Below are 21,247 nucleotides of genomic sequence, written 5' to 3'. Positions count from 1 at the left end.
TTAATTCAAAGTCGTTTCTAATTCATCAATTCGTTTCTCTACATAATGCTGATCCTTTCTTGCATGGAAGGTTTCGGCTTTTTCTAATATGGCAGCTGTATTATACTCGGGAATCTGTGAGTAGCTCTCATACACACCTTTAGGAATTAAAACGTTCCCTTCCGGCCAATAAACTGCGATATTGCCGCGTCTCAACTCTCCGAATTGAGCCACTCCTTGATAGGATCCATATTGATTAAAGAGAACCACTGGATCACCTTCTTGGACGTAAAGCTCTTTTGCATCTTCTTCATTCATTAGGATAGAATGACGTTTTCCACCATTAAAGGCATCCTTTTCACTGTAGATCATGGAGTTGAATTGCTTTCCTCTTCTTGTCGTGATATTGAAATGTCCTTCGGTTTTTCGATATTGAGGCAGCTGGGCAGGAAGAAGATGTCCCTTGCCGTCTGGTGTTGGACACACGCCATCTTCACAAAGCCATGCGCCTCCCCATTGAAAAACGTCTCCCTTGTGACGTAAATGCTGGATGCCATCATAATTTCGGTTGGCGACCGCAATCTCACGACGAATGTCTTCAGCTGTTTCAAAATGTATCAGCTCGGCATCTTCTGGCCGGACTCTTTTCGCAAGATCAACATAAATGTCCCATTCCGCTCTGGCTTCCTCAATACGAGGTCCTTCAATTTCTGGACTGAAATATACCATGCGTTCCGTACTGGTTGATGTGCCGCCGCCTGGTTGTTCATACCTTGTCATAGCAGGCAGCACAATCACCGCCTCTTCAGCGTCTACCAGCGTAGAGGTATTCAAAATGATATCTTGGTGAACACGGAGTTCAAGTTCAGATAATGCTTTTTCGATCGCTTCCGGATTTGGCATCGTTTCTAAAAAGTTTCCGCCACTCGTAAACAGCATTTTGAGTTTTTGTGGATGGTCTTTTGGGAGAGCCATCTTCTCAAAGGATTGCCCAATGGTGTCACCATGCCATTTAGGAATGTCAAACCCCCATATACGTTCGATTCTTTCAATATTCTCTTCATCAAAATCACTACCCGGCAAAACGAATGGATCAGCACCCATTTCACCAGAACCTTGGACGCCGCTATGTCCCCGAATTGGCATGACACCACAATGTTTTCTGCCGATAAATCCGCGCAGCATGGCAAGGTTGGCAACCTGTGATATATTATCAGTTGCAAAGCGGTGCTGAGTAAGGCCCATACTCCAAATAAAAACGCCTGAATTAGCATTGGCAAGCAGTGTCGCAAATTCCTTCATTCTTTCTTTTGATAAACCTGATGATGCTTCTAGGTCTTCCCACTTCAATTGTGTGACATGCTGCTTTAAATCCTGTATGCCCGTTGTATGTTTTTGAATAAATTCGTGATCAAGAGCCGAATGGGGAGCATGCTGCTCCATGTCAAACCAATGCTTGATGACGCCGTTCATAAATGCAATATCTCCGCCTATATTGACTTGGTAAAAATCATCTGCAATTTTTGTACCGAATAAAGCACTCTCTGGAATAGAAGGAACCCAATACTTTTCCATAGCAGGCTCTTTATACGGATTGATGACGATAATTTTTGTTCCCTTCTTTTTAGCAGCGTACATATATTTAGTGGAAACAGGCTGATTGTTTGCTGCAACAGATCCCCAAAATATTAATACATCCGTTCCAATCCAATCACTGTAATTACAGCTGGAAGCACCGATGCCAAGGGACCGTTTAAGAGCAGTTTTACTTGGTGAATGGCAAATGCGAGAAGCATTATCAATATGATTCGTCCCTATAAATCGAGCAGCCTTTGCAGCCGTATAATAAACTTCATTTGTAATTCCTCTGGCGGTTAAATAGAAAGCAAGCTGCCGTTTATCAATTGATTGGATTTTAGCTGCGATTTGATCTAGTGCATCATCCCAAGAAATACGTGTAAAGGCATTGTCACCTTTTTTTCGGATCAATGGATAAGGAATCCGCCCAAGCTTGCGAAGAGAGGTGCTGTCCATTTGCTTTAGCTGCTGAATATCTTCAAACCATTTTGGATCAATAGCTGGCATTGTGTTAAGACGAAGCACATTTAGTCTTGTGGTGCATATATGAGGTCCTGCGAGCGTTTGATCATACAGTCCTGAGACGCCAAGGGCACAGCCGTCACAAACACCCTGTGTTAAAATACGGTACGCGTAGGGAAGGTTATCTTTGTTCTCCCATGCCACTTTCATCGTATCTCGAATGTGTTTCGGTTTCACTTTGCCAAGCCCCATTGGTACAAAAGAGGCCCATAGCTTTGGTGAGGGTTTTTTATTGAGTTTAACAGGCCCCTTATGTTTTGTTTTCCCCATGAGATCATCACCCTCCTATTACTTTGTAAAGCGTTTTCATATCTAAAAATTACCTTTAGATTGTGATTCTGTCAAATTCAAATTAAGATCGGGCTGAGACAGAGGAAGCAGCAGATAGGTTTTTTTCTCTTAGCTGCTGAATATCCTTTCGAATGAGAAGTGATATGATAAAAGCAATGAAAAATAAGCCAGAGAACACCATAAGGCTTTGTGTGTAATTACCTGTTATATCTCGGATGAAGGATGAAAATAGTGGTCCTGCCAATCCCGCAGCGGCCCAAGCAGTCAAAATATAACCGTGTATGGCACCAAGCTGCTTTGTACCAAACAAATCCCCAATATAGGCTGGAATTGAAGCAAATCCTCCTCCATAGCACGTATAAATGATCGCCATAACGATTGAAAAGATGAGCGGTTCTTTTAAATAGGGGAGTAAAGGAAAAGCAATGAGCTGGATACTAAAAAAAATCGTATACGTATTCGGTCTTCCTATATAATCTGAAAACGATGCCCAGCCAATGCGTCCTAAACCATTAAAAGCACCTAAAATGCCCACAAGAGTAGCTGCAGCACCTGCAGTGAACCCAACACTTTCTTGAGCAAGAGGTGACGCTACTGAAATAATAGCGATTCCGCATGTGATATTAATAAAAAGCATAAGCCACAAATAATAAAAACGTCTTGTTTTGATCGCTTCATTTGCTGTAAGCTGTGATAAATCTTGAGGGATTTTTCTTTTCTTTGTTTTGAATACGTCAAATTGTTTGACGTCATCAGGCGTTGGTGGTGATAAATAAAGAGATGAGATCACCATGATGATAAAATAGGAGATTCCAAGAATATAAAAAGTATTTGCGATATTCACTTTTTCAATGAGATATTGAATAATTGGGCTGCAAATAAGAGAAGCAAACCCAAACCCCATAATGGCTAAGCCGGTTGCAAGACCTCTTCGATCCGGAAACCATTTGACTAGAGTTGATACAGGTGCAATGTAGCCTACCCCTAAACCAATTCCAGCGAGTACACCATAAAATAAATAGAGGAGAGGCAGTGAGGACATGTGGACAGCGAATCCTGACCCAGTCATTCCGATGCCGAAGAAAATAGCTGAGAAGAGCCCCGATGCCCTTGGACCATACCTTTCAACGAAATGTCCCATAAAAGCAGCAGATAAACCTAAAAATAAAATAGCAATACTGAAGGTGAGACTTATTTCTGTTAATGACCACTGAAAGGCTTCATGTAAAGGATTCGTAAAAACACTCCAAGCATAAACAGACCCAATAGATAAATGAATTCCTACAGCACTTGCTGCGATGAGCCAGCGATTTTTCGATTTGTTCATTTTGTTCCCCCCATATAAAGCAATCAAGAAGTTTGATAAGATAGAAATATGTTACATTTTTATGACTTTTTAAAATAATATCACAATTTGATTGGATCATATAACTAAATTTGCATTGAAAGGAAGATCATACAATGAATTCATCTGTTAAAAAGAAACGAGTCATACACCAATACCGTGAAGGCCAGTTTACCTGCAAAACTGATGAAATTGTAGAAGAATATCCTTTAACTGTGATGGTGAATGGAGAAGAATTTGTGACACTTGTTTGTTCCCCAGAGCACCTGAAAGAATTGGTTATCGGCTTTTTGGCTTCAGAAGGGGTCATTCGATTTGAAAATGAGATTAAAAGGTTTACAATAGATGAAAGTATGGGTTTTGCCTATGTTGATTTAGTTCACTCAAGTGGATTTGATTCATCAGATTTTACAAAACGAGTGATTGGTTCATGCTGCGGGAAAGGGAGACACTTTTATTTCCTTCAAGATGTGAAGACGGCAAAAACAGCCATTGATCGAATCAGTATTTCTGCTGAAACCTGTATGCATCTCATGAAGAGTTTGCAAGAAGAAAGCCAATTATTTCAACATACTGGTGGAGTGCATAATGCTGGACTGTGTGACACAGAGAAGCTATTCATCACTAGAACTGATATAGGAAGACATAATGCTTTAGATAAAATTTATGGATATTGTTTACTTCAGCGAATTCCACTTAGAGATAAAATCCTTGTTTTCAGCGGCCGGATATCGTCAGAAGTTCTATTGAAGGCAGCAAAACTAGGAGTGTCTATCGTCATTTCAAAATCAGCACCAACTGAGCTGGCGCTTAAAATGGCAGAAGAATTAAATATTACGACAGTTGGATTCGTCAGAGGGAAATCCTTTAACATGTACACACATCCTCAGCGTATTACAGAATAGGAGGCAAAGTATGGTCAGTATTTTAGATAAAAGACATCGACCACTGCGCGATTTAAGAATATCAGTAACTGATCGTTGTAACTTTAGATGTACGTACTGTATGCCTGCTGAAATTTTTGGACCGGATTATCCTTTCTTGAAAAAAGAAGAACTGCTTAGTTTCGAAGAAATTGAACGACTTGCTACCCTTTTTGTAAAGAACCTAGGTGTGGTAAAAATACGTATCACGGGCGGAGAACCTTTAATGCGGAAGGATCTGCCTGTCTTAATAGAAAAGCTCGCAAACATTCCAGGGATTGAAGACATTGCGATGACAACCAATGGAACGCTTTTACCTTTATATGCTGATCAGTTGAAGAGAGCTGGTCTTAATAGAGTCACCATTAGTTTAGATTCATTAAATCCCGACCGTTTTAAGCAAATGAACGGAAGGCATATTTCTATCCAAAAAGTGTTTGATGGTATTGAGGCTGCAAAAAAGGCTGGACTTGCTATCAAGATTAATATGGTTGTTCAAAAAGGTGTGAATGATCAGGATGTCTTACCAATGGCAGCTTACTTCAAAAAAGAAGGACACGTTCTCAGATTTATTGAATTTATGGATGTCGGTAATACGAATAAATGGAATCTAGAACATGTCATGACAAAGAAAGAAATAATTGAATTAATTGATTCAACATATCCTATCAAACCAGAACCTCCTCAATATACAGGTGAAGTAGCCAAACGATTTTTTTACAAAGATGGTTCAGGAGAGATAGGCATTATTTCTTCCGTTTCAGATGCTTTTTGTGGAACATGTAACAGAGCAAGGCTGTCTGCACGGGGGGAATTATTTACATGTCTGTTTGCATCATCGGGTTTTGATCTGAAACAGATGATTCGTACGACAAAAGATAATGAAGAATTAACGAACAGGTTAAAGGAATTATGGTCGAATAGACATGACCAATATTCAGCCGAGAGAGAGCAGAAAAAAGATCAGAAAAAGGTTGAGATGTCATACATCGGTGGGTAATGACAATAAAGTATCATGATCATGTATTTTTGAAAAGAAGAGAAAATGTCATAATCGTGGTTGAAAATCCTTTTTTGAAAACAGGTCTTTTTATCTTATGAACTCAGTCACTATAAAAAACCAGCAGAATCGGGACTGACCCCCGTTTTTGAGACAGGGATCAAAACACCTTTATAAAACAGCCAGTTGCCGAAACTCTTTTGGTGACTGGCTGTTTAATTTCAATTGAATTCGGATATTGTTATAATAATCAATATACTCCCTGACCGTTTTTTCTACAATGGCTGTTGTAGTGTTTGTCAGGTGGTGGAGATAGAATCCTTCTGTTTTTAAACTGGAGTGGAAGGATTCTATGGGGGCATTATCAGCGGGCATTCCCTTCCGGGACATGCTCATGGTAATGCTTTTTTCCTTTATCTCCTTTTGATAAGCATAAGAAGTGTAGACCGAACCTTGATCACTATGAAGTACGCAGCCTTTAGGTAATGTCTGTAACTGCTTCAATGTATCTAAAACAAGAGAAACATCCTGTTTATCACCAATCGTATAAGCCACAATCTCACTAGTATACAAATCCTTTATGCTGGATAGATAAAGTGGTTTTTGACCAAATGGCAAATACGTTATATCTGTCACCAGTTTTTCAAGTGGCTTTGTCGCAGTAAAATCCTGTTTTAAGTGATTTTCTGCAATATAGTAAGGTTGACCAGTCTGTTTACGCTTTTTTATTTTCACACGACACTGTAAACCGTAGGTTTGCATAATGCGTTGTACTGTCTTATGATTTATTCTCCTTTCTTTTCGCAGTAGGGCCGTTATTTTACGATAACCGTACGTATATTGGTGTGACTCACAAAGCGACGATATGAGGTCAATTAACACTTGCTGTTTTGGCAGGAGATCTTGTTTTTTCCAACGATAAAATGTTGATCTTGCGAGCTCAAACATCTGACAGAATGCACTTACACTTACTGTGTCTTTTACCGCATCATAAATCGACACGAATGCTTCTTTTTTCACTTCCTTTCCCATTCTATATACTTTTTTAATAGGTCAATTTGTTGCTTTAAATAAAGATTTTCTGTTTTCAACTTCTCGTTCTCATTTTGATATTCTGGTCCTTTCCCGTAGGTATACTGCTTTCCAACTGGTTGATGAAATCGATGGATTTCACCCTCGCGATACCATTTCATCCACGTTTTCACTTGTGTTCTATTCTTAATTCCTAACTTGTCCATGATTTCTTTTGTCGGGATTCCAGCTAACCTCATTTGAACGGCCTCTTCTTTTACACTAATCGGATAACTAACTCTTTTTCCCATACAAAAAACACCTCCAAATTGTTTTCAGATATGCTATACCCGATTTTTCAATTTAAAGGTGTTTTTATTTGTCTCACTTTATGGGGTCAGTCCCATCTCTGCTGGTTTTTAAATTGCTATTTTGCACCTCAAAAAGATTGAGATAAGATTGGAAAATAGATTTTCCCTCATTGTGTGCGGCTTTACTTTTACGAGTGCTGTGATAAGATCAAATCATTCTTTACCAGCTCGATTTTTTCACTCCAGGGATATGACCCTTATAGGCAAGCTCACGAAAAGCAATCCTAGACATTTTGAATTTTCGTAAATAACCTCTGGGACGGCCCGTTAATTCACAGCGGTTTTTTAAGCGGGTAGGGGAAGAGTCTCTAGGTAATTTTCGTAAAGCTTCATAGTCACCTTTTTCTTTTAACTCTTTCCTTAATTCTGCATATTTCAATACAAGCTGCTGTCGTTTTTTTTCTTTAGCAATCTTAGATTTCTTTGCCAATTAAAACCCTCCTGGCCTAATTTTGTATTTTCCATTGAAAGGGGTCCTCAAATGTAGTCCAATCTTGATCAAATTCCTCAGGTGTGAGCAAGCATTGATCAAGAGTACGAATGATTTCTGCTTTAGGCAAATCTACACCGATAAACACAAGTTTTGTATGGCGATCACCAAACTCTGCGTCCCACTCATCTAGAAGCTCTGGTTCTTGATTTAATATCCGTGCTTTTTCTTGTTCAGGCAAAGCAGCAATCCAGTATGCAATTGGTTCAATCGCAACAGATTTCCCAGCTTGTGAAATTAAAATGGTTAAATCATGATGTGTGGCAAGCCAAGTAAAACCTTTCGCACGAACGATCTGCTCAGGCATTTGATCTAACCAAGCATTCAGTCTGCCGGTATGAAAAGGGAGTCTTCTTTCGTAAACAAAAGATGAAATTTGGTATTCCTCTGTTTCCGGTGTATGCTGACCATGTCCTGCGTTGATTTCTCTGATCCACCCAGCAGAGGCACTTGATTTTTCAAAGTCGAATAAACCAGTATTCAAAATGTCATGTGGCTGTACTATACCTTTTGAGGTTTTGATGATAGATGCTTCTGGTTGTAGTTTGTTCAGCACATGCTCAAGTCGATCTAATTCAGAGGGAGATACTAGATCACATTTATTGATAATAAGCACGTCACAAAATTCAATTTGATCAATGAGTAAATCGGAAATTTCTCGCTCGTCGTCATCGGAAACCGCTTCTTTACGATCTAATAAAATATCTCCTGACTGGAAATCAGTCCAGAAACGATTTGCATCTACTACTGTGACCATCGTATCTAGACGGCAAAAGCGGGTCAAATCTATACCCATTTCTTCATCAATATAAGAAAACGTTTGAGCGACGGGAATTGGTTCACTAATTCCGGTTGATTCAATGACAATATAATCAATATTACCCGCTTTACAAAGGCGTTCTACTTCGATTAACAAGTCTTCTCTCAAAGTGCAGCAAATACAGCCGTTAGATAATTCAACGAGTTTCTCATCTGATCGAGAAAGCTCGCCGCCTTGTTTGACTAGTTCTGCATCAATATTAATTTCGCTCATGTCATTGACGATCACAGCCACTTTTAATCCTTTGCGATTTTGAAGAACATGATTTAATATCGTTGTTTTTCCTGCTCCTAAAAAGCCGCTTAATACTGTAACAGGTATACGCTTATTCATTTGTTTTTGTCCTTTTGAAAACGATCATTTTGTTTTCCGCCTCGCTTAAAAAGTAATCATTACGATTTATAATCTAAAAAATTTATTTTGTTTCTCTATGAAGGGTATATTTCTTTAATCGAGGAGAATATTTTTTTAACTCCAATCGGTCAGGATTCGTTCTTTTATTTTTTGTTGTGATGTAGTTTCTGTCACCTGTTTCAGTACAGGCCAACGTAATTTTCACGCGCATAAGTAATAGGATCCTCCTTTAATTCCTTTAATTCGTAATAGTTACGATTTGTATTTTAAAATGATCAAGACTGAATGTCAAGCATAGGAGAATGATCCAAGTCAAATGATAAAAACAAAAGGGGTATCGAATGACTATTGATACCCCTCTCCATTAATAAAAGTCACCGAGTTCTTGTTCGTAATCACCTTCATACTGCTGGACATCATAAGGAATTTCTTGGAGGAAAGCTAACCCGCCTAGTATAAGTATCAAAACGATAGCAATGAATGAAAGAATAACTGCGGCAATACTTGAAATGGCAAACAGTGTTTGCATTTTCATCATCTTAGCGTACTGTTCTAATAATTCTTCGTAAGAAGTATCTGGAGCCTGAATCAAGTGTTCAGCTGCTTTTACAGATTTTTGTACATGAATTCCCATCATAATGAGGAAGACGCCAAGGGCTGCAGGAAGAACAAGCCAAAAACCAATAAGAATAGCCAGACCGCCTGAAATATAGAGAAAGATACTACCAACCTTTCCCCACTTTACGATTGAATGAAGAGATTGAATGATTTTCTCAGTTTGTTGCAATGGTGTTCACTCCTTTATGTATTCACTCTTTATCATACTTGAGTAAGTAGTGCTTTAGGAAGAGTGAATGTTGTTTAATTAAAATGTTTCTATCTTCACTTCATCATTTACAGATAAATAAATTATTTTCAAATAAGAAAAAAGTAACATTTACTATAAAAATTATCAACAAATTATGTCATAAATAAGATTTGTAGTAAAAAATAATTAGTAAATTTATCAAAATATGTTGTTAGTTGTCTAGTAATTGGTTATTATTGTGTTGTGTTACCATAAAAATTGGAAGGTGGAATTCATATGTTAGATCGTTTCTTAAACAAGATGACCAATGTTCAACCGGCAGCTGCAAGATGTATTTTGCAAAAATTAGTCACTTCATGTAAATCAGCACCGACTTGTTTCCTTCAAGGTGTTGGAACTTTCCGTTACTACGTGGATCGTGACACAGGTGAGATTTGTACTAGTCAAGAACGCGTTAGATGTGGCTGCTAATCTAAGGATCATATTTAATAGGATGTGAACGCATGAGCATATCTTCAATTTCATTCTTAACAAATGCTATGCAGACGTCAAATAGACGTCAAGCGGGTCAAACATCAAATTCTTTTTTAACCCAAGCGGCTCAAATTGTTCAAGGTGACCATTCTCCAGAAGAGAGAAAGGCATTATTTCAACAACTTACTCTAGTTCAGCAAGGAAAAGATTTAGAACTTCATGTTTCTAAATTAAAGGAACTAGAGAAAGAGGCTCAAAAAGAGACGTCTTCTTCGTCTGTTACTGTGAATGAGCATGGTGACCAAGTAGACATTTCAAATGAGGCTCGGAGTGAGTTTGAACAAGCTGAGGAACAGGCTTCAGGTGAAGCGAGTGAAGCTGCTGCAGGAGAAAAAGATCAAGATGTTCAGTCAGATCCACAATAAAAAAATGAGGCATGTGTTTGATAGTCTTCACATGCCTCATTTATCTTTATTTTGCAGATATCCTTGAATAAAGACCATCCGGAAAAGGTGCTGCGTATGAGATGATTTCATCTTCTACCATAATGTAATAAGGAAATTCTTCAATTTGGAATGCGTCTATCATTTGCTCGTCCACAGGGATAATTCGCATGTTGGTTTTATTATCACGATATAATTCTTGATCCTCTTTTTGCCCATTCTTTAGCAAAATACTAAATGAAACGTCCAATTTACGCTGCTTTTTCGTTTCTAGGAATTGTTCAAGTGATGGGATGCAATGCGGACATGATGTATCAGTGAAAATAAGTAGCTGCTGCTTGTTGTTGGTTTGCAGTAAATCATTCACTGGAATAGGTGATGGTTTTTCAAGCAGCGGATGCACAAGTTTTTGTCCAACATGCTGTATCGGTAAGATGATCAGTTCCATTTGTTGTTTTAAATAGATGATGACTCCGATCGTTAATAATAGGCTGCAAAGAATAAGAGTGAGCTGTAAAAGTAGGATTGAATTCATCGTATATCGTCCTCTCAGAGTAAAGTTACGCAAAGCTATCATAATATAAATATCAAAAATATGTCAATTATACTAAATGGTGTAAGGTGGAGCGTTTGATGAGTACAGTGAACCATTGTTTATATGCAATTTCCTATACTTGGAAAAGAAGCCGATCGTATCTTCTTTTAACCTTGTTGATCCAAGTGATCGTTGGTTTTATGCCTTTGGCTAGTGTCTGGATTATTCAAACTTTGATTAATGAAATTATTTTATTCATGACGTCTTCAGGAGACATTCAAAAGGTTTTGTGGTTATTTGGGCTGCAAATGGTCATTGTGGTTTTAGGATATGGGCTTCAATTCATTCTTCAGCTTAGCCAGCAGAAAGCGACAAATTTGATTGGTCTGCATTTGAAGGGTGAATTGCTTCAAAAGGCGATCAGGCTGCCGTTTATTACATTTGAACACCCGTCTTTTTACAATGAAAGTCAACGTGTGATGAACAGTCATCAGCATGTTCTGAGCATGGTTAGAAGTATCTTTACCATCATGAGCGCATTGATTACTGTTGTATCACTTCTTATCTATATGATCGGTATCCATTGGGGCTTGGCGGTCATTCTGATCGTGTTTACCCTGCCTATCTTGTGGATTGAGCTTTTCTTTGGAGGAGCGCGTTATCAATTAAACCGTATGTTAACAGCCAATGACAGAAGAGAAATGTATGTGTCCGATCTTGTCGCACAACGGGATTCATTGAAGGAAATCCGTTTATATGGAATCGGGAATTATCTTCTTCAGAAATGGAAAGATCATTATGTAAAAAGTGCAGATGAAAAATATAAACTGCTTAAGCGGCAAGTCCGCTGGGAGATGGCGGGCGGATTGCTTATGACATTTGCCTATGTATGCTGCGGCCTTTTTATTGTTTTTCTTATTTTTCAAAAAAAATTAGCTGCCGGGACATTTGTCGCTGTGCTGCAAGCGGTGCAAAACATCCAAAGTGGTTTTCAAGACTTAACAAGAGAATGTTCTAGTTTATATGAAACAAGTCTTTATGTTGATGAAATGAGAGCTTTTCAAAAGAGAGAAGAAGAAATTCATGAGCAGACAGAAGAAGGAGCATCGCTTCGAAAAATCGAGTGTATTCAGTCCATTACACTTGAAAATCTCTCTTTTACTTATCCGAATATGAAAACACCTGCCATTGAGCATATACATTTTCATATCAATAAAGGTGAACGTATTGCATTGGTGGGGGATAACGGATCAGGTAAAACCACCTTGATCAAATGTTTGACCGGTTTATATGATCCAGATCAGTCGAACATGCAAAAAGTCAACGGTGAGTCCATTTCTACTATTCATAAAAAGTCATATCATGCGAGAATGGCTGTTCTTTTTCAAGATTTTATGAAGTACGAGTTCACTGTGAAAGAAAACATCGGGTTTGGCCGTATTGATCATATGGACGAGGGAGAGCGGATGATCTCAGCTGCCCGGCAAGCAGGCATAGAGAAAAGAATTCATCAAATGGAAGAAATGTATGATGCGCAGCTTGGCCGATTTTTTGAAGAAGGCCATGAACTGTCTGGCGGGCAATGGCAAAAGCTCGCGATGGCTAGAACCTTCTTTAGAGAGAGTGATTTTATCATTTTAGATGAACCAACTTCTGCTCTTGATCCACTATCGGAAATTTCACTTATTCGAAAGCTATTCGATCACACGCAGGATCAGGGTGTCTTGTTTATCACACATCGAATGGGAGCAGCCCGTTTAGCAGACCGTATAATCGTAATGAAAGATGGTGCTTTCGTTGAAGAGGGGAACCATGATGAACTGATGGTGTTAAACGGAGAGTACAAAAGGCTTTACGAGGCACAATCTCAATTATTTCAACAAAAGGAGATGGCGTAAGGTGAGTGTCTTTTATTACATAGGTGTCTATTTATTAGGTATCATTTTTGCTGGTGCTTGGCTTGATAAAGTAAAAAAACAGACGGCACATATGCAGCAGATGAATGCTTATCGGCTGCTGCCTTCTTCTTTCACGGGACCCATGTTTTATTTGTTTTTAACTGCAGAATTGGTTTGTACTGTTTTTTTATTCGTATGGCATATGACTCTTGTACCTGCGATTGGTCTTACAGCACTTTTAAGTATTTATACTGGAGCGGTGACCTTCAATTTATTGAGAGGACATCGTGATATTTCTTGCGGCTGTGGTGGACTGCTTGATAATGAACGCCTTCACTGGGGAATTGTGATTCGCAATGTGTCGATGCTGGCTCTTGTGATCGGATTGTTTTATGTGCATCCCTATGCAGAAACCATTCCATGGCAATATAACATCATTTGTTTTCTCATTGCCGTGGCTGTCTCTTTCATAATAGCGGTGGGTCAAGAAGTCTTAATGTTTAAAAGAAAATGGATCAATCAATTTGAATTATTTATAGAAGGAGACGATGTGAAATGACAGATATTCTATTGATTATTGTGTTATTCATTGTCATTGCTCAGCTGGCTGTGATATTTTTGCTCGCTCGTTTTATCGGAAAATTTATGAATAAGATCAAAACCCTTGATGGAATTGAATTAAAGGAAGCGGATGTGGGGGATCCTGCACCGTTATTTCGAAGCTATTCCCATTTAGGCGAGAAGGTCATTTTGAAGGAATATGTTCAAAGCGGGAGTGCTGTGATGCTGTTATTTGTGAACTCTACTTGTATGACGTGCAAAAGCATTTTAGCAGACTTGCAGCAGCAAATCGCTGTTGATGATACTCAATTCATTTTTATTAATGGGGATGAACAGGCGGATGATACGCAGATCCTTGAATTGCTGCCGTCCCAGGCTGTGTATACTCGTTCTTCACAAATCATGGAGCTATACGGGGTAACAGTTGTTCCACAAGCGATTCTCATTGATGAACATGGTATCATTCTGCAAAGAAAATCTCTTCAAAATGCGAAACAGTTTGAACAGCTGTTACATGCGTCATAAAAAAGCGTCTCTTTTTCAGGGAGACGCTTGTTTTATAATTCTTTTCCTAGGATATCTAAATCGTATCTGCTGCCGTCCATTTCTGCGATGCGTGGCAGGTGGCCCCATGTCTCAAAGCCGTGCTTTTTAAATAGTCGAATGCTGGCTTCGTTGTGCCCGAAAATAAAGGCAAGTAACGTTCGAATGCCTAATGAGGGTGCTAAATCAATGGCTTCTTGTAAGAAAAGTGATCCTAAGCCTTTTCCTCGATAGTCTTGGTTTAAATAGATACTCATTTCAACGGTCCCGTTGTATGCAGGTCTTCCGTAAAAGGTTTCAAAGCTGAGCCAGCCGTAGATATTTCCATCCTCATCTGTTTTCACATAGAGAGGTCTTTTCTCGGAATGATTCAAAAACCATTGCCGGCGATCCTCGACAGAAACTGGTTCTGTATCTGCGGTCACTTCTCTTGAAGCAATGGTTGAATTGTAGATATCAACGATCGCTTTGAGGTCATCTTCTGTTGCTATACGGTTGAAAGTTTTCACAATTAAGTCTCCCATCTTTTTTTCATTTATCATACATATTATTGATGCGATTGCGCAAAATAAAAAGAAAAATGATTTCGTGTGTATATATTTTTTGAAAAGTGTTCAGAATGTTGCTGAGGTGATGAAAAATGAGAGAGGAAGAAAAGAAACGTACTTCCAAAATCACAAAAGTTCAGCAATTTTTCCGTAAGCGCTGGGTATTCCCTGCTATTTACTTGGTCAGCGCAGCGGTCGTGTTAACAGCCGTTCTTTGGTATCAAGCTGTATCAAAAGATGTGAAAGACCAACTATCTGATGGAAATCAAACAGGGCAAGAACAGCGCGATGATGCCGTTGAAGTTGGAAAGCCAATTGAAAATGTCGCAATGCCGGTCCAGAATTCTGATAATGTTTCTGTCGTGAAAAAGTTCTATGAAGCAGATGCTGACCAAAAAGAAAAAGAAGCAGCACTTGTAAACTATAATAACACCTATACCTTGAGCAAAGGTATTGATCTTGCAGATAAAGATGGCAAAGTGTTTGATGTCACAGCTGCTCTTAGTGGAACAGTGGTTCAAGCGAAAAAAGATCCAGTTCTTGGTCACGTTGTTGAAATTGAACATGAAGATGGATTATCGACTGTTTATCAATCGTTGTCACAAGTGAGTGTCAAAGAAGGCGATGAAGTCAAGCAGAATGATGTCATTGGTGCTTCTGGTAAAAATCTATATGGTGCTGAAAGCGGCAACCATGTGCATTTTGAAATTCGTATGGAAGGTTTAGCGCTTAATCCGCTTAGCTTCATTGACAAGCCTGTTTCTACAATTGAAAAAGCAGCGCAAGAAGTGACGGAACAAGCAAAAGAACCTGCTCAGCCAAAGACTGAGGAAAAAACGAAAGAACCTGCTGCTGAAGATAAAGCCAAAGAGCCAGCTGGAGAAAAATCTGAAGAAAAGTCTGATGAGAAGGGGAAATCCTCTGATCAAGAAAAGTCTTCTGATTCCTCTAAAGACAGCAGTCAGTCAGAAGAAACAAAACAATCTTAATGTCTTACAAGGTCCTCTGTGTATATGAATATGCAGAGGTTTTTTCTGCTTAAAAAGATCCTCCGCCACTCGGCGGAGGATACACTATAGGGCGGCAGGTCCTTCTTCACCTGTCCGGATGTTGATTGTATTCGCTACCTCATATATAAAAATTTTCCCATCCCCTGGTTCGCCTGTACGAAGTACCTTTTGAGCTGTTTCAACGACCTGTTCGACAGGTACTTTGCTTAGGACGATTTCGATCTTTAATCGTTCGTACACGTTGCTTTCCTTTTTGACGCCGCGGTATAGCTCTGTATGTCCCTTTTGTAAGCCGCAGCCGTGTACATTTGAAAAGGTAATCGAGGTGACACCAATCTTTCCAAGCTCCACCTTTAATGTTTCAAAATTAGCTGGACGTGTGACAATCTCCACTTTATACATTTTGCTCATAGAGACACCCCTTTTTCTTTAATCTTGATAAGCTTTTTCACCGTGCATGGTTAAATCAAGACCCACTGATTCTTCTTCTTCGGTTGCACGAATTTTGAAGAAGACATTGACCACTTTGATGATTACGTATGTCACAACGGCAACAAAAGCGTACGTGGCAACAATCGCGACCACTTGCTTCCAAAGTAAGCTGGGATCTCCGTAAAATAAACCATTGGCTCCGCCGTCATTGACAGAAGTTGTGGCGAAAAGTCCTGTTGCAATTCCTCCCCAAGTACCGCCAATTCCGTGAAGGCCGAATGCATCTAGTGCGTCATCATAGCCAAATTTGGCTTTGAGTGAAAAGACTCCCCAGAAACAGACGATCCCGCCAATGATTCCTATTATAATAGAAGCAAACGGTGTAACAAAACCTGCGGCAGGTGTAATGGCGACAAGACCTGCGATGGCTCCAGAGATCGCGCCGAGCATGGTCGGTTTTTTGTTGATCATCCACTCTACTAACAGCCAGCCGATGATTCCTGCAGCAGCAGCTGTATTGGTGTTAATAAAGGCAAACATGGCCACGCTGTCTAATGTAAGAGCACTACCCACGTTAAAACCAAACCAGCCAAACCAGATGACTGCTCCGCCAAGAAGGGTGTAGATCAAGTTATGCGGAGAAGAGCTTGCCGCTTCTTTACGCTTCCCGAGCACAATTGCCACGACAAGACCCGCAACACCGGATGAGATGTGAACCACGTTTCCGCCTGCGAAGTCAAGCGCACCCATCTCGCCAATCCAACCGCCGCCCCATACCCAGTGTGCGACTGGAGCGTATACAAATGTGACCCAAAGGAGTGTAAATACAACGACTGCTGAGTAGCGGATCCGTTCAGCAAAGGCCCCTGAGATGATGGCTGTTGTTAAGACGGCAAAGGTCATTTGGAACATCATGAACAATGAATGTGGAATGGTCTCACTATAGGAACCAGGCTCAAAACCTACGCCTTTCAGGCCCACCCAGTCTAATCCTCCGATCCATGCATTGCCTGGTGCAAAAGCTAAGGAATAACCGAATACGATCCATACGATTGAAACGATCGCTAGTGACGTTAAGCTGTGCATGGTTGTGCTTAACACGTTTTTACTTCTCACGAGTCCTCCGTAGAATAAAGCTAAACCCGGTGTCATTAACCACACGAGTAGTGCGCAGAAGAACATAAATACTGTATCACCCATTTGCATGCTGCATTCCCCCGAATCATTCAGAATTATTGTTTTCTTAATTCTTCATTATAGAGAGAAAAGTCATATATAACATATACATGTAAGTTTATCTGACATGGTTTTTTGGTTAAGTTCAATATAAATGGATGAAAAGTTCGTAAAAAATGAGCAAAAACGTAAGTTAAGCACTAAAAATGAAGGGCGTTTGACCTATAAAATGGAGCTGAGAAACAGTTTTGTACGTTCCTCCCTAGGAGAGTCAAACAATTCCGAAGGGACGCCTTCTTCGACGATGCGGCCTTCGTGCATGTAGACGACACGATCGGCAACTTCTTTCGCAAAGCCCATTTCATGTGTGACAATGACCATGGTCATGCCTTCTTTTGCGAGGCTTTTCATCGTTTGCAGCACTTCGCCTACAAGCTCTGGATCAAGGGCAGATGTAGGTTCGTCAAATAACATGACATCAGGCTTCATGGCGAGAGATCTGGCTATGGCTACACGCTGTTTTTGGCCGCCTGATAGTTTAGAAGGATATACGTTGGCTTTATCCGCAAGTCCGACTTTTTCTAGCAAGGCGCTGGCTTCAGCGATGGCTTGTGCTTTCTTTGTTTTTTTCACCATAACAGGCGCTTCGATGATATTTTCAAGAACAGTTTTGTGCGGAAAAAGATTAAAATGCTGAAACACCATTCCTATTTTTTGTCTCATTTCGTTTAATTGATCGCGCTTTGGATGAACAGGACTGCCATCAATGATAATATCTCCATCATTTTTTATTTCTAAAAAGTTCATACAGCGGAGCAAGGTGCTTTTTCCAGAACCGCTTGCGCCAATTAAGACGACCACATCATTTTCATAAACAGTGAGATCGATATCTTTTAAAACATGAAGCTCTCCAAAGTATTTATTGAGTTTTTCAACACGAATGATTTCCTTTGATTCTGTCATGCTTCTCCTCCTATTGGTCACTGGCTGATAGTTTCTTCTCAAAGGTTTGGACAGCGAATGTTAACAGCAGGACAAGAACTAAGTAATAGACGGCGACAACAAGTAAATACGTCATATTATCAAAACTGTTGGAGCCTTGCGTGGTGGCGACGTTAAATAGTTCATTGACACTGATAAAGGCGGCGAGCGATGAATCTTTTAAGCCGATAATGAACTGGTTGCCAAGAGGGGGGAGGGCACGCCGCATCGCTTGCGGGAGAATGATGCGCCTCATTGTTAAAAAACGACCCATGCCAAGAGAGCGTCCTGCCTCTTTTTGCCCCTGATCGATGGATTGGATAGCACCTCTAAATATTTCGGCTATATAGGCCCCATTATGAAAGGCGAGCGCAATGGAAGCAGCCCAGAAGTCGGGTATATTCAATTCTGTGAGGCCGAAGTATAGGATGAAAATTTGAACAATAAGTGGTGTTCCGCGTACAAGAAAGATATAGGCATTGGCGATATAACCGAAAACGGCTATGCGGGATATTTTCAATAAAGCAAAGAAAAGCCCGATGAACATACCGATGAAGATGCTGATCACCGTCAGCTGTAAGGTGATCAGCATTCCTTCTAAGAAAATACCTCTAGAATCAATCAGCGTCTGAAAAAAGTGTGATAGGGTAGGCAAAACAATCATCTCCATTTGAAGAAAGTGCGCCTATAAAAAGGGCGCACAATCGTGGTTTTAATCTTGTTTGACCGTGATGTCTTCATCAAAGTACTTTTCACTAATTTGTTTTAATGTTCCGTCTTTTTTTAGTGCGTCAATCGCATCGTTGATCTCTTTTATGAGCTGTTCATTTTCTTTTGATACAGCAATTGCCTGCTCACTTTGTCCGAGTCTTTCCTGTGCTGTGATGTTCAATTTTTTCTTCATCGCTTCTGCACCTGTGGCGAAATCTGTTACGACTGCATCGTGTTTTCCGTTGGCCAGTGCTTCTAAGGCGACGACATCACTATCATAATATTTTGGTTCTTGCCCGCTATGTTCCTTAGCAATATCAGCGTAGGACGATCCTTTGGATACAGCAATTTCTTTGTCTTTTAAGTCATCAGCATGCTGAATGTCTGCTCCAGGTCTTGTGAAAATTTGCGGACCAGAGTAGTAATAGGGCTTAGAAAAAAGGACGTGTTTTTTTCGTTCCTCATTGATGGTATGACTTGCAACTGCCGCATCAAATTTACCTGCTTTCACGCCTTCGACGATGCCTGCGAATTTATATTTTTTCTGTATAGGTTCGAGACCTAGTTTGTCACTAATCGCATTGCCTACATCGATATCAAAGCCGGACATCTGATTTCCATCCATGTAACTAAACGGATGAAATTCACCTGATGCTGCAAAAATAAATTTTCCATCCTCCAAAATTGGCGACCCTTTCGCTGTAGAATTACGTTTATCTCCGTTCCCATTTGTTTCATTTGAACCACACGAAGACAGAAGTAATACTGCAACCGAGAAAAGGGCTGGGACCCAAAACCGTCTTTTTTTAATAATAAGCTTCTCCTCCTTTTCAGCCGTTCTCCATATAAGGAGAAAGTAGGCTTTTCAATATGTGTAGCATCTTACCATTTGTTCCTCATATTCTCAATTTTATATGTGTTATTCCAACAATCGTCCTTTTTAGAATGTATGTCTTGCTTTTCTAAGAGAGAACTTGAATTGATTAGGGTAAAAAAGGGAAATGAATCTCATAATAACGAAAGGGTTGCAAAAAGGAGGTCAGTGTATGAACAAGTGGAGAGACAATCGAAAAGTTTTTTTAACCGCTATTGCCTTTGGAACGATGTTGAATCCGCTGAATTCATCAATGATTTCTTTGGCCTTGCATCAAATTCAGCATGAATTCGGTTTGTCGTTTACGACCGTATCTTGGCTTATTTCTTCTTTTTATTTAGCAAGTGCAGTAACACAGCCAGTGAGCGGCCGGATTGGGGATCATGTGATGAGCCGGAGAACCTTATTTTTATTCGGTCTCGTTCTTGTCGCAGTCTCAGCCATTTGCGCGCCGTTTGCCCCAACGTTTGCGGTGCTGATTGTGATCCGTTTGTTACAGGCGATTGGAAGCAGTGCCATTTATCCTTCTGGAGTCGGACTCATTCGGGATCATATTCAAGAAAGACAGGCTTCGGCGTTAGCGGTATTATCCATTTTTGCTTCAGCGATGACGGCGCTTGGACCGACGCTTGGCGGATTTCTGATGACCATTGGCGGCTGGCCGGCTATCTTTTTAGTGAATCTGCCGTTTATTTTGATCAGTTTCTTTCTCGGTCTATTGTTGTTTCCGAAGGAGCAGAAAAAGAGAAAGCTGCGCATAGGCGAAACTGTGCGAACACTCGATTTGCCAGGGATGCTTCTTTTTACCGCCTGCATTGTTCTCCTGCTTTCATTTTTATTATCACTGGGTGATGGTATTCAATATGTTCAAGGCATTCTTTGTCTCCTGAGTGCAGGCGCTTTTATCTGGTGGGAGTATCAGGTGGATGAACCGTTTATTCAAATACGGATGTTCAGAGAAGAGCAGCGGCTGTCACTTGTGTATGTGCAATTTATCATTTTAAATATCTTTTTCTATTGTCTCTTTTTTGGTTTGCCGAGTTATTTTCAGGATGAGTTAGGCTGGCGTGTGGAGATGACGGGTCTTTTTATGCTGTGTATGTCAGGGGTGAGCATTATTGTGTCGCCGCTGACAGGAAAGTGGGTGGATCGCGGGGATGAACGCCATCCAGTTTTAGCGAGTGCTGTATTGATGCTGGCTGGAGCGTCTGCCATGACTTTCTTTTTTATTCCTGCGCCATTATGGGGAAAAGGATTGGTTCTGGCGCTGCTTGGGCTCAGTTACGGGATTGGGAATGTCGCGCTTCAAGCTGCGATGCTCAAGGCAAGTCCTCAGCAAATGATTGGCACATCCTCTGGACTTTTTCAAACATGCCGCTACCTTGGTTCTATTCTGTCGTCTGCTGTGCTTGGTATGCTGTTTGGGGATGAAATTGCTGGTGCTCATTTTGCGCAATTAGGCTGGACGTTGATCATCATTTCTCTTATTGGCATTGGCGTCAGTCTTTATTTTTCAAATATGGTTAGAGGGAGACAGCCAATAAAAAAAGCGGCGCGATAAGTGAGAGA

The 21,247-nt window shown here is 40.2% G+C and carries 22 protein-coding genes; 8 read left to right on the top strand and 14 right to left on the bottom strand.

Annotated features, from left to right (window positions below; translation table 11 throughout):
- Both MHH61_RS06830 and MHH61_RS06825 read right to left on the bottom strand, forming a co-directional pair.
- Positions 1–2,349 carry an FdhF/YdeP family oxidoreductase gene (locus tag MHH61_RS06830; protein WP_125585869.1) on the bottom strand — a complete coding sequence of 783 codons (2,349 nt, stop codon included), beginning with the start codon at positions 2,347–2,349 and terminating at the stop codon, positions 1–3.
- Between the two features lie 82 nt (positions 2,350–2,431).
- Positions 2,432–3,697, bottom strand: coding sequence for an OFA family MFS transporter (locus MHH61_RS06825; RefSeq protein ID WP_024423718.1), 1,266 nt, complete (start codon positions 3,695–3,697; stop codon positions 2,432–2,434).
- A 134-nt stretch (positions 3,698–3,831) separates the two neighbouring features.
- Between MHH61_RS06825 and fdhD the strand changes: the two genes are divergently transcribed.
- Both fdhD and moaA read left to right on the top strand, forming a co-directional pair.
- Complete coding sequence (fdhD, locus tag MHH61_RS06820) at positions 3,832–4,620, top strand: formate dehydrogenase accessory sulfurtransferase FdhD (protein WP_125585871.1); 789 nt, start codon at positions 3,832–3,834, stop codon at positions 4,618–4,620.
- 10 nt (positions 4,621–4,630) lie between these two features.
- On the top strand, positions 4,631–5,638 hold the full coding sequence (gene moaA, locus MHH61_RS06815; RefSeq protein WP_029707486.1) for a GTP 3',8-cyclase MoaA: 1,008 nt from the start codon (positions 4,631–4,633) through the stop codon (positions 5,636–5,638).
- Between the two features lie 171 nt (positions 5,639–5,809).
- Here moaA and MHH61_RS06810 read toward each other — a convergent pair.
- The 5 genes from MHH61_RS06810 to MHH61_RS06790 form a co-directional block, all read right to left on the bottom strand.
- A protein-coding gene (locus tag MHH61_RS06810) for an IS3 family transposase (protein WP_125587610.1) occupies positions 5,810–6,960 on the bottom strand; the annotation gives its coding sequence in 2 pieces (ribosomal slippage) (positions 5,810–6,690 and positions 6,690–6,960; 1,152 coding nt in all).
- Between the two features lie 220 nt (positions 6,961–7,180).
- Positions 7,181–7,450 (bottom strand): 30S ribosomal protein S14, encoded by a 270-nt coding sequence (rpsN, locus tag MHH61_RS06805; RefSeq protein ID WP_025093900.1) that lies wholly within the window; start codon positions 7,448–7,450, stop codon positions 7,181–7,183.
- A gap of 16 nt (positions 7,451–7,466) precedes the next feature.
- Positions 7,467–8,663, bottom strand: coding sequence for a GTP-binding protein (locus MHH61_RS06800; protein ID WP_125585873.1), 1,197 nt, complete (start codon positions 8,661–8,663; stop codon positions 7,467–7,469).
- 82 nt (positions 8,664–8,745) lie between these two features.
- Positions 8,746–8,895, bottom strand: a complete 150-nt coding sequence (gene rpmG / locus MHH61_RS06795; protein ID WP_003214771.1) for a 50S ribosomal protein L33 — start codon at positions 8,893–8,895, stop codon at positions 8,746–8,748.
- A gap of 153 nt (positions 8,896–9,048) precedes the next feature.
- The gene (locus MHH61_RS06790) at positions 9,049–9,471 is read right to left on the bottom strand and encodes a DUF5362 family protein (protein ID WP_024426331.1); all 423 of its coding nucleotides are present in this window, start codon (positions 9,469–9,471) and stop codon (positions 9,049–9,051) included.
- 524 nt (positions 9,472–9,995) lie between these two features.
- Here MHH61_RS06790 and MHH61_RS06785 point away from each other — a divergent pair.
- Positions 9,996–10,391 (top strand): hypothetical protein, encoded by a 396-nt coding sequence (locus MHH61_RS06785; protein WP_024423711.1) that lies wholly within the window; start codon positions 9,996–9,998, stop codon positions 10,389–10,391.
- Positions 10,392–10,437: 46 nt separating this feature from the next.
- On the opposite strand, the gene MHH61_RS06780 is transcribed toward MHH61_RS06785, so the two are convergent.
- Entirely contained in the window at positions 10,438–10,944 is a 507-nt protein-coding gene (locus MHH61_RS06780; RefSeq protein WP_025093903.1) for a hypothetical protein, read from the bottom strand.
- A gap of 98 nt (positions 10,945–11,042) precedes the next feature.
- Between MHH61_RS06780 and MHH61_RS06775 the strand changes: the two genes are divergently transcribed.
- Genes MHH61_RS06775 through MHH61_RS06765 form a run of 3 tightly spaced genes read left to right on the top strand, consistent with a single transcriptional unit; the run spans position 11,043 to position 13,928 of the window.
- Entirely contained in the window at positions 11,043–12,842 is a 1,800-nt protein-coding gene (locus MHH61_RS06775; protein ID WP_125585875.1) for an ABC transporter ATP-binding protein, read from the top strand.
- A gap of 1 nt (position 12,843) precedes the next feature.
- Positions 12,844–13,401 (top strand): MauE/DoxX family redox-associated membrane protein, encoded by a 558-nt coding sequence (locus tag MHH61_RS06770; RefSeq protein WP_044333378.1) that lies wholly within the window; start codon positions 12,844–12,846, stop codon positions 13,399–13,401.
- The gene (locus MHH61_RS06765; protein WP_125585877.1) at positions 13,398–13,928 is read left to right on the top strand and encodes a thioredoxin fold domain-containing protein; all 531 of its coding nucleotides are present in this window, start codon (positions 13,398–13,400) and stop codon (positions 13,926–13,928) included. Before MHH61_RS06770 ends, MHH61_RS06765 begins: the two co-directional genes overlap by 4 nt.
- A gap of 32 nt (positions 13,929–13,960) precedes the next feature.
- Here the strand turns inward: MHH61_RS06765 and MHH61_RS06760 are convergent, their stop codons facing one another.
- A complete protein-coding gene (locus MHH61_RS06760) occupies positions 13,961–14,470 on the bottom strand; it encodes a GNAT family N-acetyltransferase (protein WP_029706351.1) in 510 nt (169 codons plus the stop codon).
- Between the two features lie 116 nt (positions 14,471–14,586).
- Between MHH61_RS06760 and MHH61_RS06755 the strand changes: the two genes are divergently transcribed.
- The gene (locus MHH61_RS06755) at positions 14,587–15,483 is read left to right on the top strand and encodes a peptidoglycan DD-metalloendopeptidase family protein (protein WP_034281210.1); all 897 of its coding nucleotides are present in this window, start codon (positions 14,587–14,589) and stop codon (positions 15,481–15,483) included.
- Positions 15,484–15,567: 84 nt separating this feature from the next.
- On the opposite strand, the gene MHH61_RS06750 is transcribed toward MHH61_RS06755, so the two are convergent.
- The 5 genes from MHH61_RS06750 to MHH61_RS06730 all read right to left on the bottom strand — a co-directional run bounded on the left by MHH61_RS06750 (position 15,568) and on the right by MHH61_RS06730 (position 19,651).
- Positions 15,568–15,915: a P-II family nitrogen regulator gene (locus tag MHH61_RS06750; RefSeq protein WP_024423704.1), complete on the bottom strand. Its 348-nt coding sequence runs from the start codon at positions 15,913–15,915 to the stop codon at positions 15,568–15,570.
- Positions 15,916–15,933: 18 nt separating this feature from the next.
- Positions 15,934–17,142, bottom strand: a complete 1,209-nt coding sequence (locus tag MHH61_RS06745) for an ammonium transporter (protein ID WP_024426325.1) — start codon at positions 17,140–17,142, stop codon at positions 15,934–15,936.
- Positions 17,143–17,334: 192 nt separating this feature from the next.
- Positions 17,335–18,075 carry an amino acid ABC transporter ATP-binding protein gene (locus tag MHH61_RS06740; RefSeq protein ID WP_034622553.1) on the bottom strand — a complete coding sequence of 247 codons (741 nt, stop codon included), beginning with the start codon at positions 18,073–18,075 and terminating at the stop codon, positions 17,335–17,337.
- Between the two features lie 10 nt (positions 18,076–18,085).
- Complete coding sequence (locus tag MHH61_RS06735; protein ID WP_080652918.1) at positions 18,086–18,763, bottom strand: amino acid ABC transporter permease; 678 nt, start codon at positions 18,761–18,763, stop codon at positions 18,086–18,088.
- 42 nt (positions 18,764–18,805) lie between these two features.
- Complete coding sequence (locus MHH61_RS06730; RefSeq protein ID WP_224426795.1) at positions 18,806–19,651, bottom strand: transporter substrate-binding domain-containing protein; 846 nt, start codon at positions 19,649–19,651, stop codon at positions 18,806–18,808.
- Positions 19,652–19,850: 199 nt separating this feature from the next.
- Between MHH61_RS06730 and MHH61_RS06725 the strand changes: the two genes are divergently transcribed.
- Positions 19,851–21,239: an MFS transporter gene (locus tag MHH61_RS06725; RefSeq protein WP_125585881.1), complete on the top strand. Its 1,389-nt coding sequence runs from the start codon at positions 19,851–19,853 to the stop codon at positions 21,237–21,239.
- The last annotated feature ends 8 nt before the right edge of the window (positions 21,240–21,247 follow it).

Source organism: Bacillus sp. FSL K6-3154 (genome assembly GCF_040869395.1).
Classification (GTDB): domain Bacteria; phylum Bacillota; class Bacilli; order Bacillales; family Bacillaceae; genus Bacillus; species Bacillus safensis.
The sequence above is the reverse complement of the archived record's forward strand: the minus strand, read 5'-3'. Positions and strand labels throughout refer to the sequence as shown.

Bases quoted from the DNA above. Each gene is read 5' to 3' on its own strand.
- MHH61_RS06830 (WP_125585869.1), bottom strand. From the start codon at position 2,349: ATGGGGAAAACAAAACATAAGGGGCCTGTTAAACTCAATAAAAAACCC.
- MHH61_RS06825 (WP_024423718.1), bottom strand. From the start codon at position 3,697: ATGAACAAATCGAAAAATCGCTGGCTCATCGCAGCAAGTGCTGTAGGA.
- fdhD (WP_125585871.1), top strand. From the start codon at position 3,832: ATGAATTCATCTGTTAAAAAGAAACGAGTCATACACCAATACCGTGAA.
- moaA (WP_029707486.1), top strand. From the start codon at position 4,631: ATGGTCAGTATTTTAGATAAAAGACATCGACCACTGCGCGATTTAAGA.
- MHH61_RS06800 (WP_125585873.1), bottom strand. From the start codon at position 8,663: ATGAATAAGCGTATACCTGTTACAGTATTAAGCGGCTTTTTAGGAGCA.
- rpmG (WP_003214771.1), bottom strand. From the start codon at position 8,895: ATGCGCGTGAAAATTACGTTGGCCTGTACTGAAACAGGTGACAGAAAC.
- MHH61_RS06785 (WP_024423711.1), top strand. From the start codon at position 9,996: ATGAGCATATCTTCAATTTCATTCTTAACAAATGCTATGCAGACGTCA.
- MHH61_RS06780 (WP_025093903.1), bottom strand. From the start codon at position 10,944: ATGAATTCAATCCTACTTTTACAGCTCACTCTTATTCTTTGCAGCCTA.
- MHH61_RS06775 (WP_125585875.1), top strand. From the start codon at position 11,043: ATGAGTACAGTGAACCATTGTTTATATGCAATTTCCTATACTTGGAAA.
- MHH61_RS06765 (WP_125585877.1), top strand. From the start codon at position 13,398: ATGACAGATATTCTATTGATTATTGTGTTATTCATTGTCATTGCTCAG.
- MHH61_RS06760 (WP_029706351.1), bottom strand. From the start codon at position 14,470: ATGGGAGACTTAATTGTGAAAACTTTCAACCGTATAGCAACAGAAGAT.
- MHH61_RS06755 (WP_034281210.1), top strand. From the start codon at position 14,587: ATGAGAGAGGAAGAAAAGAAACGTACTTCCAAAATCACAAAAGTTCAG.
- MHH61_RS06750 (WP_024423704.1), bottom strand. From the start codon at position 15,915: ATGAGCAAAATGTATAAAGTGGAGATTGTCACACGTCCAGCTAATTTT.
- MHH61_RS06745 (WP_024426325.1), bottom strand. From the start codon at position 17,142: ATGCAAATGGGTGATACAGTATTTATGTTCTTCTGCGCACTACTCGTG.
- MHH61_RS06740 (WP_034622553.1), bottom strand. From the start codon at position 18,075: ATGACAGAATCAAAGGAAATCATTCGTGTTGAAAAACTCAATAAATAC.
- MHH61_RS06735 (WP_080652918.1), bottom strand. From the start codon at position 18,763: ATGGAGATGATTGTTTTGCCTACCCTATCACACTTTTTTCAGACGCTG.
- MHH61_RS06725 (WP_125585881.1), top strand. From the start codon at position 19,851: ATGAACAAGTGGAGAGACAATCGAAAAGTTTTTTTAACCGCTATTGCC.